Genomic DNA, 13,981 nt, shown 5'->3' with positions numbered 1-13,981 from the left:
GAATGGCATCTGCCAGATTTCTTGCCGACATTACCGGCCCCAAGGGCGACAAAGGCGAGGGTGTTGGTAATTCCCTGCGCATCCGGCCGCTTTCCGAGCTCCCTTCACTGAACGTTGCCGACTGGATCGGCAACGATCTGATCGGCATCTACCCGGTGGCGAACTCGTCTACCGCGCTCACTATCGTGGGGCGTCCGCTGGGATCTGACGTGGCGGCGTTCGTGGCCCTTGAACCGCTCGCGTCTGGTGGTTCGCTGGTCAAGTGGGTCGAGTACACGGGGGCCCGCAGGTCGTTTGAGAAAGTCATTTCTACGACTTCCGCGAACCGCACCGAGTGGAAGCGCACAGACGTGACCACCCGGACGGTCCTTCATCAGCTCTCCATGCCGGGCAACAACGCCCTCGTGGACACGGAACCCACACGGCATGTGCGCCTACCGTTGAAGATGTTTGCCGCGGTCGATTCGTGGGAGCTCGTATTCAAGAACTTCAACGACATCTCCAGCACCAACCGTGGCGCCGTGGATTTCGTGGACGTTTACATTGCCAAGCGCGCCTCTGACGGTAATGGCGGGTACACGCAGAACTTCGCTGAGGAACCCACGAAACTGGGAACCCCTGTCCGTTACAGTGTTGGCGCAACGTCGGAACGCTACGTCATCACGGACATTCATTTCCAGTTGGAAGCGAACGTCGAGTACCTGATTTCTTACGCGTACACGACACCGGGCGGCACGCCGAACCATATGGGTATCGGCGGCTCCTACTTGGGGACGCTGCCCATAGGTGTTGCGTCCATGAGCGTGTCGAACACTTGGAGCCCGTACACGCCCCTCGACGTGTATATCAAGCTCCAGGCGGCACCAGAAACGCCGTTCTACATCTACCCAGGCTCATCCTCTGAAACTGGCCTGAACACTGAATACCCTCTCCGGGATTGCTGGGGCTGGCGTCACGCTGAAGCTAACGGTGCTATCCCTGCCCTGCTGGGACAGTCCGGAACAAGCCTCGAATCCTGGGTTGGTGGCTCGAACTACATCCGTTCCAAGCTCTCAACGATTGCCCGCGCTGACAAGGTTGTGGGCATGCCGGGCTCGAACGACATTTACGGCGGGGCAACCCTGTCGCAGATGCAAGCCCGGCTGACAGCGTTCGCTCTTTACGTGCGCCGCTACATGGGACAGTCGTTCGAGGTCGCTGACGTGTTCCCGCGCCGCACCGAAACGGCTGGGGTCAAGGCTGTCCGGCAAGGGTTCAACGACTACCTGCGGACCCTCCCAGAAGGCGCCCTGGTATGCCACAGCCGGGCGTCTGCTGTCGAGGCTGAGGACGGGCTCATGCGCCCAGACTTCGACTCAGGCGATGGTGTGCACCTGAACACGTTCGGGCAGCACATGCTTGCCGCGCACATCATCACCGGAGGCGGCAGCGGCTCGGGGCTTCCCGGCCCTGCTGGTCCTACGGGCGCTGGCGTACCTGCTGGTGGCACGGCTGGGCAGTTCATCCGTAAGAACTCCAGTGGCACTACCACCGAATGGGTTAGCCCCACGGCGGCAGTCGTTGGGCTCGGCAACGTGGACAATACCACCGACGCGGGTAAGCCTCTCAGTACAGCAGCAGTGAACGCACTCGCCGGCAAAGCATCAACCACTGATGTTGCGTTGAAGGCCGACAAGACGGAGTTGGCTACTAAGGCTGACGCGTCTGCCCTCGCTGATAAGGCGAACGTGTCGGATCTTGCGTTGAAGGCTGACGCGTCGGCATTGACACCGCTGCTGCCGAAGACTGAGGCCGCATCAACGTATGCGACTAAAACTGAGGTTACGACGGAGCTTGAGGCCCGTGTTCAGCCGATTGTTCCACCGCTTGTGTCGCAGGCCATCGCAAACGACCCGACCATTGTTAGCTCGGCTGCGAACATGGCCCAGTCGACGGTTGGCCTCGTGCCGGTGTGGAAGGCGAACACTGGTTACACGGCGGGGCAGCGTGTCATCGCACCTAACGGTGACGTGGTGTCCGCTAAGGTCGCGTTCACATCAGCGGCCGCATACTCTGCAACGAACTGGAACGCATCAACACAGGACGCCCGTGTGGGGGCACTGGAGGCTAACAAGTTCCTGCAAGCACCAATAACCACGCTTGCCGAGGCTGACGCGCTCAAGGGCGCAGCATTCGCGGGCAAGCGTTACCCGGTGAACAACACATCCGTGTTCGGCGCTTACGGGAATGTGGATGTTTACTATAACGGCATGGATGGGCGCACCAAGCACATATTCATCCCGTCCGCACCGGGCATCTTCCAGACAAAGTATCGGAACTACTCTGGTGGGGCTTGGAGCGAAATGCTCCCAGTTCCTAACGCTGCGTTGCTTGCGTCGGGTGTGGACTTCCGCACACTAACGTACCCAACCACATGGTCTATCCAGTTCACGAACCACCCAAACCAGGCAAGCGCAACACCAGGAACCCTAGAGGTACTTCCGGCGTCGGGTGGCGTCACGCACCGGTTCACGGAGAGCCGGAGCCCGCAGAAGGTCTTTACCTGTTCCCTGAACGGGTCAACATGGTCCGACTGGGAGACACCACAGACTGGTGGTGGCACTCAACCTCCCGTGAATGGGTTCTCCATCCCGGTACGCGGCGCACTCGACACGGCAATTGTTTCTGTCACATCGAAGCCTGCCAAGGAAATCATGGTTGCGCTATCCAGGGACCGTGTTAGGGGCTGGAATTCTAGCACGTCCGATTTTTCGGAGACGTTGGACGACGGCAAAACATGGACACCAATCAAGGACAAAAACGGTGCGAACGTGTTCGCCGGTGCAACCGTTGAATCAGTCCTGCCATTGGCTAACGGTGAAATCCTCGTGTCATGCCTACGCGGTGGGATCAACCGTCGAGAAATGTGGCTCAGTGAGAACATCGCCACGGAATCAACCCGCTCATTCAGCAGGGTACTTCTAGGTAGGGCCGAGTACGTAAAGTACACGTCGGCGTGGTCCCAGTCAGAACACGGGTCCATGATCTTTGTGAACGAGTACGGACCCAAAACACCCACATGGACCGGGCAGCCGGTCGCTGCTGGTGACAACGCAAGGTACGCGTACATGAGCCTTGACGGTGGCAAAAACCTGAATATCATTTTCGACCTCAACGAATACCTCATCAACACTCTCGGCAGACCAAACACCGACAATCAGCACCTACACGGTATTGCTTGGGATCCTTACTGGGACCGGGTGTGGATCACTTTTGGTGACAACTCGGGCGGCAATGGGTCCAACGGTATCGTCTACTCCGACAACCTTGGGGAAAGCTGGAAAACGGCGCAGACGTACAGCGGAACAACACCGCCGTATCAGTGCGTTGGTATTCAGCCGATGCCTAAGTGCGTGCTGTTCTACACGGATAACGTGCCGGTCGGTAGCCCGGACGTTGTGCGCCTCGACAGGGCAGAAGGCAAGCACAAGGTGGGCACGTACACACCAGTGTCAGCCTTCGAGTCCACAGCATCAGGCAAACACCTTTGCCAAGGCTTCACGCGGCAGGACAGGCCAGGTGACGATGGTGTGGCGATGGCCGCGTTCAGCTCAGAAGGTGAGGCCGCGCCGTCATTCGCAGTCGCAACACTTGACGGGTTCACGTTCAAAGAAATCTGGCGCGACACTGTTGATAACCCTTCCGGGTTCGGCTCACGCTCAATCGTCGGCCCCACACTGCGAGGCAAGACGATCATATCCAGCAATGACCAGAAGGTTGCTGGGATGTTCACTGAGGTTGTGCTAGAGGCGACGGGTTACTAAGTCCCCGGTTTTAGGGTCAACTTTGGTAACGGCTTTGACCATTGGTGGGGTAGCAGGTTCGTTGCCCCACCCTTGGTCATACTCGAAACCACCAACCAATTCTTGGTCTGGCCGTTCGGGTGACGGTTCAATACCGCGTTCGCCTACCTGCTCAACTGTCATACACCGAATATACCCCACCCACTTGGAGGCACTTTTGCAAACATCTGATCAGCGGTACCGGATTGGGCGGCGGGTGATGCTCATATCCGCTGCCTTGTTCGCGTTGTCGAGGGCGCTCTACTACCTGCCGTCAACGTCGAACATGGAAGTCACACCCACGATTCAACTACTCACCCAGTTCACAACGATCTGGTTTTGGGTGGCGCTCTGGGCGGTGACGTTCGGGCTGTGCGTCCGTGACCTATTCCGACCGTCCGGCAGCCTGGGTATCAGCGCACTCGTGGGCCTACTCATGGCATGGGGCGCAACATACCTATTCAGCTACGTCGGGACCGTCATCGTTCACGGCTGGGGATCCCGCGAATGGTTCACGTTCGCTACCTACGCGGGACTGGGCGGGGTGATCTTCGGGCTTCTCATGAAAGTCGGTGCACTCAAAAGCCGGGGTGACAAGGGGTGACACCAGAAGAATTCGACTGGGGGGCAATAGTCACCGTATCGGTGGCGCTCATCGGTTTCGCTGGCGTAGTCGTTACCAAACGAGTCCAGAAAGGCACCCGCGAAAACACGTTGATCGACCAGCTCCAAGAGCAAATCGAATCAATGAAAGCCGAACACGCGGCCGATAAGGAAGCTCGCCGGCTTGAGCGTATCGAGCAAGCCAAGGATCAGGAAACGCGCCGCCTCGAACGCATCGAGGACCACAGGCGCATGAGCAAAATTGAGCAGAGAGACCGGGTTTACATTCCCCACATCCTCAAACTCAACCGGCATATAGATCAAAACCTGGGGCCACCAGCACCGCCCGTCCCCAACCCGGTCCAAGAATATTTGGACGAGGAACAAACCTAAGCCCCCACCTAGGGGCCTTTTTTATGCCCAAAGAGAGGCAGACATGATCCGACCAGTGGACTTTACGCCGTCGCAGGACTACGGCGACAACCCAACCAAATGGCTCCCCTACGACAACTGGCTGATTCAGATGTTTGGGAACTACCAGCCAGACGGGCATACGGGCCGTGACTACCCATGCCCGGCAGGAACACCCGTACGCGCCGTGACAGGCGGTGTAGTCCTGCACGTCGGCTGGTACGCGGGCACCTACGCTGACAATCCCTACTGGATCAGCCCATCATTCGCAGGGTTCGTGTACGTCGTTGATCACGGCTGGTTCATCGGCATCTACGCGCACTGCACTGACGGCGGCCAGAAGGTCAGTGTTGGGCAGCGCGTCAGTGAGGGGCAGATCCTTGGGCTCTCAGGCAACACGGGAGCATCGACCGGCGCACACCTTCACTTCGAGGTACTGCCTGACGGCTTCGTGGTCAATTCCTACATGTTTGGGCGCATTGACCCAGACGTGATCTTCGGATCAGACACCAATACCAGCGGCGAACTATCCCCCGCTGGCACATCAACAACCATCCTGGAGGATGAAATGTCAGCAGCAGACGTACAGGCAATCCGTGGCGACATTGCCACAGTCCACAACACGATCATCCGCGACGTGGGCTCCCAGCTCGGTGGGATCAAGGCAGACATTGGGACCGTGCACAACACCATCATCAAGGACGTTGGCTCGCAGCTTGGCGGGCTCCGTGAAGCACTCAAGCAGGTGGCGGCCGGTCAGGGTGTCAACCTCGACATGGACGCCATCCAGGAGGCCGCACGCAAGGGCGCAGAGGATGCCCTCAGGTCCGGCGTCGTGACCGTTGACGTGAACGTTGCGGGTGGTTCCAAGTGAGTGTGTTCGCCTACGCTAAGGCCATTGCGGCACTCCTGGGATCCATCGTTACGGGGCTGCTGGCCGTACTGCCACCTGATGAGTATCAGTGGCTTGTGATCGTCGGTGTCATCGCCACGACCGTGGCGACGTTCGCCATCCCCAATGCACTCCCGGAAGACGCGCCCGGCAAGCACGAAGCCTGACAGAACCCGCCCCACCTGACCGTCACTGGTTGGGTGGGGCGGTTCTTCTTTGCCCAAAAGTGTCTTGCCAATTGTCTTGACAAGAATTAAACTAAGAACATGCCACCACCAAAGCCACCACGCGAAAAACCGGGGCCAACACGCAGATCCATCCGCATCCCCGACACGCTCTGGCAAGCAGCACTCAAAAAAGCCGCCGAACAAAACACCACCATCAGCGACCACATCCGCGACGAACTCACAGAATGGGTAACAGAATGACCATCACCGAATTTTTGGAAGCCAGGATCGCGGAAGATGAGGCGGTGGCGCGATTTCAGGTCCAGCGAATGACCCAGCCAGCGGACGGCGGTTCGTTTGATCTCGTGGAAAGTGACGAGTATTCAACCATTGATATAACCCCCGCCCGCGTCCTGGCCGAGTGCGCCGCGAAACGGAAGATACTGGCCCTAGAAATTTGCAACGCTTGCGAAGTTGAATACCAACCCTGTGATCACCGGAACGGAACCCTAAGCGCCCTCTCCGCCGTGTACGTCTCGCACCCGGATTACTTGGAAGGGTGGGCGCTGTGAGTCAGTGGGATATCTGGTCCGAGGGTTACAACGACATGGGCAACATCGGACGCGCGCAGAAAATGAACGAAGACCCTATTGAGGCCGAGTCATTTGACGACGCCGTACGCCAGCACGTCGCAGCACAATCAACCACCCGCCCATACCTAGGCGGCCCATCCCCTGCCAGCTACTACCACCGGCACGATGACGGGAGTTGGAGCATGTGGGCATGCCGCCTATACCCCGATGAAGGTTCAGCACGAAAGTTCATGGGGTGACGGGCTGCCCAACCTACTGGGGAACGCACGGCTGCAAACTACCGGGCGGCCACTCAGGCACCCATGAATGCGACTGCTGCGAATGCCCAGACCACGAAGCAACCAAGGGGTACTACACCGACCAGGACGGCACCGAAACACGCTGCGTCGCCAAGGCCCCCTACTACGGACCAGACACAAACTTCTACTAAACCAACACATACCAAGGAGACATAATGAACATCGAGAAATCACCCACCGGACTCCCCGAACTGCCAGAAAACCAGTGGTGGGAAGTCCAAGAAAACTTTAGGTACGAATCCTTTCTTTTTAGCAAAAGGAGGGACGGTTATAAAGTGTGTATCATGACCTCTCTCGAAACGCCGGCAAAAAGAGTTCAAGGCAAGAAATGGTACAACGCGCCAACCATCCAACCAGCAGTGACCGTCACCATGATATTGGACTCACTGCCCATTAATGACCCAGAGAGGGTCAAACGAAACCATGAGGCGTGGGACACGCAAAAACCGGAATATTCATTCCTTGCCTTTGCCGCCGCGAGTGTAACGAAAGAGCACATCACGCCGGAAGACATTAGGGCAACGGCAAACAAGCTACTTGAGCGCTGCCGCAGAACAGAAGAACTCGCCGCCCTCGAGGCAAAGGCTGACGCGTACCTCGGAGCCTACCCACCCAAGCGCCTAGCGTAACCCACCAGCCCCCGTCTAGTCTTCGGACTGGGCGGGGGTTTACTCGCTGTCTGGTCGTCTTTTAATCAGTGGAGTACATGCGAGCAGCTTCGGGTATATGAGGGATGCTGCCACAAAAACACCTAGAATATGCGGGTAAAGCATAAGGCATGGGGGAGAATATGGGATAAAGCTAGGGTATGCAAGAGTCATACTATTCAGGAACAATGGGTTTCGGGTTCAAGTCCCGAGGGGTGCACAGCAAAAAAATTCGGCCCGGCTTCGTTCTCGAAGCCGGGCCGATTTTTTGTTGCCCAGGAATGATTCAAGATTTCCTGTCCGGGCAGCGCTGGGGGCCAGAATGGCCATGGTCATGAAGACGCTCTGTGGATCTTCCACGGAGGCGGCAACCGGCTCTTGCACTCCGCAAATCCGTTTGCTGCATAGAACTTCCGGGCTGGTGCGAAGAACTCCGTGCTCCCTGCCTCAAGGGAGATCCGCAGGATTCCTCGATCCCTGGCGTCAGCAAGGACGCAGCCAAGGAGTCCGGCAGCTATCCCCCGTCCCGGAGTTCCACGCCAGGCCCCCCCAAACTGACGGTCCACGGCCGGACACCCAGCCGCTGCAGTTGCAGCAGGATCAGGGGCGTGCTGGCTCTTAACAGGAGCGTGTGGCGCCATGTCAGAGCGATGGGCCTGCCGGAATTTTGCAAGGTACGGGGAGGAGAAATCCCTTCGGGAAATTTTTTCAGGCATGGCAGGAACCTGGCAAGGCTGCGTCACGTGGAGGTAACCAGCAGGGTGGGGCAATCAGCACAAAAAAGACTCAAGGCGCCAGAATGCCTCCGGCGCCTTGAGTCAAAGAGTGGGGTTCGTCACGTCAGACGGGAGCGGGCCCGTCATCAGGCAGGCCTGCGTCGTCGGTCGATTCTGCCTTGGCACCTGAGTTTGAGTAGCTTCCAGCGAGCTCACGGACCACGGACTGCAGTTCCTGGCGCAGCACATCTGGGTCAACAGATGAAGCAGCCAAAACAGCCCGCTCCATATCTACAGCGGCCGTGGCAGCTTCGCGTCCCTGCTCGGTGAGGGAAACCACATGGCTGCGCCGGTCAGAGTTGCTGCGTACCCGCGTGATGTGCCCATGCGTCTCAAGCCGGCTCAGTGTCTTGCCCATGGTCTGTGCCTGGACACGAACTAGCTGGGCAAGTTGAGCCTGGGTCATGGGGCCGTTGGAGGACAGCACTTCGATCGCAATCACCCCAGCATGCGTAAGGCCTATTGCTCCGAGTTTTTCGTTCCAGGAGTGTTCGACCAGGCGTGCTGCAGTGGACAAGAGTCGGCCTGTAGGCCAGCGATCCATATCAGGCATGCGAACAAGTATAGCGAAAGACAGGCTGCTTTCCATTTGCCGAGCTGGCTAAGCTGAGGTGTCTGATTTTCTACCGAGGAGATAACTGTGGCTGAACGACTGATAACCGGGGCAACGGCCCCGGATTTTTCCCTGCAGGACGCAACAGGGAACACGGTGAGCCTCAGCGCTTACCGGGGGAAGAAAGTGATCCTTTACTTCTACCCCGCAGCGGCGACACCCGGTTGCACACAGCAGGCGTGTGACTTCGAGGAAAGCCTGGCCTCCCTCGAGTCCGCCGGCTACAGCGTGCTGGGTATTTCACCAGACCCCGCGAAAAAACTGGAATCCTTTGCCGCCACAGAGGGACTGAGCTTTCCACTGCTCTCCGACACCGATCACGCCGTGGCGGAGTCCTACGGGGCGTGGGGCGAGAAAAAGAACTATGGAAAGACCTACGAGGGACTGATCCGCTCAACAGTGGTGCTGGACGAAGATGGAACAGTGGTTCTTGCGCAGTACAACGTCAGGGCAAAAGGGCACGTCGCCAAATTGCGCAAGGATCTGAGCCTGTAGACTGGTTTCTGGCTTCGGCCAAAGCGCGAGTGGTGAAATTGGTAGACACGCAGGATTTAGGTTCCTGTGCCTTCGGGCGTAGGGGTTCAAGTCCCCTCTTGCGCACAGTGGGTTCTTTGCCTCCAGCGGCGAACCCAAAGCAGAAATCACGAACAGAGAACCCCCGGATCGGTTGATCCGGGGGTTCTCCTGTTTTAATTTCCATTCCCAAAATTCCCCGAGAACACAGGGGTGTCGGGCCTTCAGGCCGGAGTATTGGCCATCAAGGAAAAAACTTTTAAGACAAGACCCATCCACCTGCCCCGATCTCCCGAATACCCATTGAGACACCAGCCAAGGGCAGGTGCCAAACAGTCGAAAGAAAGCCGGAAGCCGCCGCCAACTGGGGGCAGCAGGCTAAATATCGGCACAAAAAAGGAGATCCAAAATGCAGTCAATCAAGCGCACAACTTTCGCCGTCGCAGGCGTCGCCGCCGCCGCAATGATGAGCCTCACCGCCTGCAGCGGTACCAGCACCACCGCCGAGAGCTCCATGGCAGCACCGTCCTCGGAAGCTACCTCCATGGCAGCAACCCCCTCGGCATCATCCTCAGCAATGGCTTCTTCCGGTGCAATGGATCCGGCAGCCAACCTGGTCGGCACCGGCTGTGCAGCATACGCTGAGCAGGTTCCGGACGGCGCTGGCTCAGTTGCCGGCATGGCACTCGACCCGGTAGCTGTTGCAGCCTCCAACAACCCGATCCTCACCACGCTGACCGCTGCAGTCTCCGGCCAGCTGAACCCGGACGTTGACCTCGTCGACACCCTTAACGGCAGCGAATTCACTGTCTTCGCACCGGTGGATGACGCCTTCGCAAAGATCGATCCCGCCACGATCGAAACCCTGAAGACGGACAGCGCGCTGCTGAGCAAGATCCTGACCTACCACGTAGTCCCCGGCCAGATCACCCCTGACGACATCGTTGGCACCCACGCAACGGTTGAGGGTGGATCCGTAACGGTCACCGGTACCAAGGATGCCCTCAAGGTTGATGACGCCAACGTCATCTGCGGTGGCGTCCAGACCGCCAACGCCACCGTGTACCTGATCGACTCGGTGCTGATGCCCAAGTAACCTCCACCCAACCGGTGAGCCCTATGGCCCATCACATCAGGTGAGATTGCTGCTCCGCCCGGCACGCTGCATAGCGTGCCGGGCGGAGTCATGTCCGGATGGTTCCTGCCTTGGATCTGCTACGGATCTTCACTGCGGCATGCCGATGGCGCTCTGTCAGGATCTGTTCAGTTGTCTCAACTAGACTGTTCCCCAGGCCCACCGACCACGGAGCCGGCCCCGCAGTCCAGAGGTGATAATTCGAGTGCCCAGCAGTCCTTCGCGCCGTACGGTGCTCACCACCGGAGCCGCCTTCCTGGCCCTCGGGCTCGCTGCATGCACCTCCGAGACAACACCGGCGCCTTCGCAGGGTTCAACGTCCGGAGCACCTGGCCCTGAACCTACCGCCGCATTTACCTTCGGCACGGCAGTCGCTCCGCTCGGCCTTGACCCTGCGCTATCAAGCGATATCGAATCTTTCCGCATTACACGCCAAATCCTTGAGGGCCTGGTTGGCGTTGACCAGACAACTGGGCAGCCCACCCCCCTGTTGGCCACCGAGTGGTCAGCCTCAGAGGATGGCAGGTCCTACACCTTCATGCTCCGTAAGGGCGTGACTTTCCACGATGGGACACCCTTCGACGCGGAGGCTGTCCGGGTCAATTTCGACAGGTGGTTCGCCTTTTCCAGCGACATCCTCGCCAAAGCTCCCGGCAGTGCTTTCACGGATGTTTTTAAGGCTCACTCTGACCAGCCCACGCTGTCAGTCTTCAAGTCATGTACGGTCCTGACCCCCGACTCGGTCCGGATTGACCTGACCCAACGTTTCACGGGCCTGCTTCCAGCCCTGACTCTCCCAGGCTTTGGCTTCTCCTCACCCGCGGCCCTGGCTGCCGGAACGGCGGACGTCCTGGATCAGTCTCGGGGCGGGCAGCCCCTCTCCCGTTACGCTTCAGCGCCCGTGGGCACTGGCCCTTTCACCTTTGACACCTGGGAGGATGCCGGAATCACCGTACGCTCCTACCCCGGGTACTGGGGAGACAGGGGCCAGATCGAGACGGTCAGATTTATCGCCTACGATCACCCACAAACCCGCCTGCAGGCGCTCCTTGACGGAAAAATCGACGGGTACGACGCCGTCACTGTCGGCAACTTCGACCAACTGGTCAAGCGAGGCATGCAGATAGTCCAGCGAGACCCGTTCTCCGTGATGTATCTGGGAATGAATCAGGAAATTGAGGTCCTCAAGGACCTGAAGATCCGCCAGGCTGTGGAAATGGCAGTGGACAAGGAAGCCCTGATCCGGAGCTTTTTCATCGACAACACAGCGTCGGCCAGCCAGTTTGTGCCACCCAAGATCAGCGGATTCAACAACAGTGCACCGTCCCTTGGTTACAACCCGGACAAGGCCAAAGAACTCCTCAAGGACTCTGCCTATAAGGGCGAGGAACTGAAGTTCTACTACCCGCTCAATGTCACCAGGCCGTACCTACCCACGCCGGAAAAAATCTACGCAGAACTCAGCCGGCAACTGACCGCCGTGGGTTTCACCATCAAACCGGTCCCCATTGACTGGAGCGAAGGCTACCTGCAAAAAGTCCAGTCCCCGGGCGACCACGCGTTCCACCTGCTGGGTTGGAATGGCTCCTATTCGGATGCCGATAATTTCCTGGGGCCGCTCTTCAGCGAAAAGACCGGCGAGTTCGGATTCCAAGACCCGCAGGTTTTTTCCAAGATTGCCCGTGCCAGGGGCCTCCCCGAGGGCGCCGAGCGCGATGATCTCTATCACGCCATCAACGAACAGCTCGCCGCCTCTGTACCAGCCGTTCCGGTCGCATTCCCCATCTCAGCGCTGGCGCTCTCTGATCGGGTATTGAACTACCCGGCGTCGCCCGTCCTCCATGAGGTTTTCACCAAAGTGGCCCTGAAGTCTTGACGAGCCGCTTCAATTTCAGTATGTGAGCGTCGCGGGGATATTCTGAGGAAGCCAGAGCCGCTGCTATCGGAGACTGATGTGACTTTCATTTCGCCCACCAAACACGCCGACGTCGTCCTGATTGGCGGCGGCATCATGAGTGCCACGCTGGGGGCATTCATCAAGCAGCTGGAACCGAACTGGACGATCTCCATGTTCGAGCGGCTGGACGAACCGGGGCAGGAAAGCTCCGACCCCTGGAACAATGCCGGTACCGGCCACGCTGCGCTATGTGAACTCAACTATTCACCCGCCGCCAAAGACGGCACGGTAGACGCTACCAAGGCGCTGGTCATCAACGAACAATTCCAGCTTTCCCGGCAGTTCTGGTCGCACCTGGTGGATAACTCGCTGATCGGCTCACCCAAGGGCTTCATCAACACCGTCCCGCACATGAGCTTCGTCATTGGCGATTCCCACGCCGATTTCCTCAAGGCACGCCACGAATCCCTGTCCTCCCATACCCTGTTCCGCAGCATGCAGTACTCAGAGGACCACAGCCAGATCGCCAAGTGGGCACCCCTGATCGTCAAGGGCCGTGACCCCCAGCAGCGCGTTGCGGCTACCTATGCCCCGGAGGGCACTGATATTGACTTCGGGTCCCTGACCCGCGAGCTCACCACCTACCTTGGCGACAACGGCGTGGACATCAACTACGGCCACGACGTCTCCGGCATCAAGCGGGCGTCCGACGGCGGCTGGGACCTTTCGATCAAGCATCCCCGCTCCGGTGAGCGCAGCTCCATCCACGCCAAGTTTGTTTTTGTTGGCGCAGGTGGTGGTGCACTGCACCTGCTGCAGGCATCCGGAATCCCGGAGAGCAAAGGCTACGGCGGCTTCCCCGTTTCCGGACAGTTCTTCCGGTGCACTGATGAGGACCTTGCGGCACAGCACACGGCCAAGGTGTATGGCCAGGCCTCCGTGGGTGCTCCGCCCATGTCCGTCCCGCACCTTGATACACGCTATGTCAACGGCAAGCGTTCGCTGCTGTTCGGGCCGTACGCCGGTTTCTCGACCAACTTCCTGAAGAACGGGTCCTACCTGGACCTGCCGCTGTCCATCCGGCCCGGAAACATCATTCCCATGCTTGCCGTCGCCAAGGACAACATGGACCTGACAACGTACCTGATCAAAGAAGTTGCCAAGCGCCACGGCGACAAGGTCGAGGCACTGCGCGAGTATTACCCCGAAGCGCAGGATGGTGACTGGGAACTGATCACCGCAGGCCAGCGGGTTCAGATCATCAAGAAAGATCCCAAAAAGGGTGGCATCCTCCAGTTCGGAACCGAGGTGATTGCTGCACGGGACGGGTCCATCGGCGCGCTTCTTGGCGCTTCGCCTGGCGCTTCCACAGCCGTTCCGATCATGATCGAACTGCTCCAGAAGGCTTTCCCCAAGAACTTCAAGGGCTGGCAGGGCAAGCTGAAGGACATGATGCCCGGGTACGGCGTCAAACTTGATGACAACCTTGATCTTGCTGTTGACATCGAAAAGTCGACTGCCGCATCACTGCAGTTGGAGTCTGTTACCACCAGCCGCTGATCCAGCGGTTCTGCCTGTTGCTACCGTTTTAGCGTTGGCCACTGATCCACTTTC

The 13,981-nt window shown here is 58.7% G+C and carries 15 protein-coding genes and 1 tRNA gene; 14 read left to right on the top strand and 2 right to left on the bottom strand.

Going from position 1 to position 13,981, the window contains the following annotated elements:
* Positions 1 to 2: 2 nt before the first annotated feature.
* Positions 3 to 3,803: a hypothetical protein gene (locus QMG79_RS14040; protein WP_283539198.1), complete on the top strand. Its 3,801-nt coding sequence runs from the start codon at positions 3 to 5 to the stop codon at positions 3,801 to 3,803.
* On the opposite strand, the gene QMG79_RS14035 is transcribed toward QMG79_RS14040, so the two are convergent.
* On the bottom strand, positions 3,783 to 3,965 hold the full coding sequence (locus tag QMG79_RS14035; RefSeq protein ID WP_283539196.1) for a hypothetical protein: 183 nt from the start codon (positions 3,963 to 3,965) through the stop codon (positions 3,783 to 3,785). The genes QMG79_RS14040 and QMG79_RS14035 overlap by 21 nt on opposite strands.
* 34 nt (positions 3,966 to 3,999) lie before the next feature.
* On the opposite strand from QMG79_RS14035, the gene QMG79_RS14030 reads away from it, so the two are divergent.
* The 8 genes from QMG79_RS14030 to QMG79_RS13995 all read left to right on the top strand — a co-directional run bounded on the left by QMG79_RS14030 (position 4,000) and on the right by QMG79_RS13995 (position 7,415).
* Positions 4,000 to 4,425, top strand: coding sequence for a hypothetical protein (locus QMG79_RS14030; RefSeq protein WP_283539195.1), 426 nt, complete (start codon positions 4,000 to 4,002; stop codon positions 4,423 to 4,425).
* Positions 4,422 to 4,817 (top strand): hypothetical protein, encoded by a 396-nt coding sequence (locus QMG79_RS14025; RefSeq protein ID WP_283539194.1) that lies wholly within the window; start codon positions 4,422 to 4,424, stop codon positions 4,815 to 4,817. The genes QMG79_RS14030 and QMG79_RS14025 overlap by 4 nt, the downstream gene beginning before the upstream one ends.
* Positions 4,818 to 4,860: 43 nt before the next feature.
* Positions 4,861 to 5,709 carry a M23 family metallopeptidase gene (locus tag QMG79_RS14020; protein WP_283539193.1) on the top strand — a complete coding sequence of 283 codons (849 nt, stop codon included), beginning with the start codon at positions 4,861 to 4,863 and terminating at the stop codon, positions 5,707 to 5,709.
* A complete protein-coding gene (locus QMG79_RS14015; RefSeq protein WP_283539192.1) occupies positions 5,706 to 5,894 on the top strand; it encodes a hypothetical protein in 189 nt (62 codons plus the stop codon). The genes QMG79_RS14020 and QMG79_RS14015 overlap by 4 nt, the downstream gene beginning before the upstream one ends.
* Positions 5,895 to 5,993: 99 nt before the next feature.
* Positions 5,994 to 6,155 (top strand): hypothetical protein, encoded by a 162-nt coding sequence (locus QMG79_RS14010; protein WP_283539191.1) that lies wholly within the window; start codon positions 5,994 to 5,996, stop codon positions 6,153 to 6,155.
* Positions 6,152 to 6,466: a DUF6221 family protein gene (locus QMG79_RS14005; RefSeq protein ID WP_283539190.1), complete on the top strand. Its 315-nt coding sequence runs from the start codon at positions 6,152 to 6,154 to the stop codon at positions 6,464 to 6,466. Before QMG79_RS14010 ends, QMG79_RS14005 begins: the two co-directional genes overlap by 4 nt.
* Positions 6,463 to 6,726 carry a hypothetical protein gene (locus tag QMG79_RS14000; protein WP_283539189.1) on the top strand — a complete coding sequence of 88 codons (264 nt, stop codon included), beginning with the start codon at positions 6,463 to 6,465 and terminating at the stop codon, positions 6,724 to 6,726. Before QMG79_RS14005 ends, QMG79_RS14000 begins: the two co-directional genes overlap by 4 nt.
* A 215-nt stretch (positions 6,727 to 6,941) precedes the next feature.
* On the top strand, positions 6,942 to 7,415 hold the full coding sequence (locus QMG79_RS13995) for a hypothetical protein (protein WP_283539188.1): 474 nt from the start codon (positions 6,942 to 6,944) through the stop codon (positions 7,413 to 7,415).
* 858 nt (positions 7,416 to 8,273) lie between these two features.
* On the opposite strand, the gene QMG79_RS13990 is transcribed toward QMG79_RS13995, so the two are convergent.
* Positions 8,274 to 8,753 carry a MarR family winged helix-turn-helix transcriptional regulator gene (locus tag QMG79_RS13990; RefSeq protein WP_283539280.1) on the bottom strand — a complete coding sequence of 160 codons (480 nt, stop codon included), beginning with the start codon at positions 8,751 to 8,753 and terminating at the stop codon, positions 8,274 to 8,276.
* A gap of 96 nt (positions 8,754 to 8,849) precedes the next feature.
* On the opposite strand from QMG79_RS13990, the gene bcp reads away from it, so the two are divergent.
* From bcp to QMG79_RS13965, 5 genes are all read left to right on the top strand, one after another.
* Positions 8,850 to 9,317 (top strand): thioredoxin-dependent thiol peroxidase, encoded by a 468-nt coding sequence (gene bcp, locus QMG79_RS13985; protein ID WP_283539187.1) that lies wholly within the window; start codon positions 8,850 to 8,852, stop codon positions 9,315 to 9,317.
* Positions 9,318 to 9,340: 23 nt separating this feature from the next.
* Positions 9,341 to 9,422, top strand: a tRNA-Leu gene (locus tag QMG79_RS13980).
* Between the two features lie 322 nt (positions 9,423 to 9,744).
* Positions 9,745 to 10,431, top strand: coding sequence for a fasciclin domain-containing protein (locus QMG79_RS13975; protein WP_283539186.1), 687 nt, complete (start codon positions 9,745 to 9,747; stop codon positions 10,429 to 10,431).
* Between the two features lie 244 nt (positions 10,432 to 10,675).
* Positions 10,676 to 12,346 carry an ABC transporter substrate-binding protein gene (locus tag QMG79_RS13970; RefSeq protein WP_283539185.1) on the top strand — a complete coding sequence of 557 codons (1,671 nt, stop codon included), beginning with the start codon at positions 10,676 to 10,678 and terminating at the stop codon, positions 12,344 to 12,346.
* Positions 12,347 to 12,424: 78 nt separating this feature from the next.
* Positions 12,425 to 13,927 (top strand): malate:quinone oxidoreductase, encoded by a 1,503-nt coding sequence (locus QMG79_RS13965; RefSeq protein WP_283539184.1) that lies wholly within the window; start codon positions 12,425 to 12,427, stop codon positions 13,925 to 13,927.
* The last annotated feature ends 54 nt before the right edge of the window (positions 13,928 to 13,981 follow it).

The organism is Pseudarthrobacter sp. PS3-L1 (assembly GCF_030063285.1).
Taxonomy (GTDB): Bacteria; Actinomycetota; Actinomycetes; order Actinomycetales; family Micrococcaceae; genus Arthrobacter.
The sequence above is the reverse complement of the archived record's forward strand: the minus strand, read 5'-3'. Positions and strand labels throughout refer to the sequence as shown.

What these genes read in the sequence shown, in the direction of transcription:
- QMG79_RS14020 (WP_283539193.1), top strand. Translation starts at nt 4,861, where the DNA reads ATGATCCGACCAGTGGACTTTACGCCGTCGCAGGACTACGGCGACAAC.
- QMG79_RS13995 (WP_283539188.1), top strand. Translation starts at nt 6,942, where the DNA reads ATGAACATCGAGAAATCACCCACCGGACTCCCCGAACTGCCAGAAAAC.
- QMG79_RS13975 (WP_283539186.1), top strand. Translation starts at nt 9,745, where the DNA reads ATGCAGTCAATCAAGCGCACAACTTTCGCCGTCGCAGGCGTCGCCGCC.
- QMG79_RS14035 (WP_283539196.1), bottom strand. Translation starts at nt 3,965, where the DNA reads ATGACAGTTGAGCAGGTAGGCGAACGCGGTATTGAACCGTCACCCGAA.
- QMG79_RS14040 (WP_283539198.1), top strand. Translation starts at nt 3, where the DNA reads ATGGCATCTGCCAGATTTCTTGCCGACATTACCGGCCCCAAGGGCGAC.
- QMG79_RS14010 (WP_283539191.1), top strand. Translation starts at nt 5,994, where the DNA reads ATGCCACCACCAAAGCCACCACGCGAAAAACCGGGGCCAACACGCAGA.
- QMG79_RS14005 (WP_283539190.1), top strand. Translation starts at nt 6,152, where the DNA reads ATGACCATCACCGAATTTTTGGAAGCCAGGATCGCGGAAGATGAGGCG.
- QMG79_RS13990 (WP_283539280.1), bottom strand. Translation starts at nt 8,753, where the DNA reads ATGGATCGCTGGCCTACAGGCCGACTCTTGTCCACTGCAGCACGCCTG.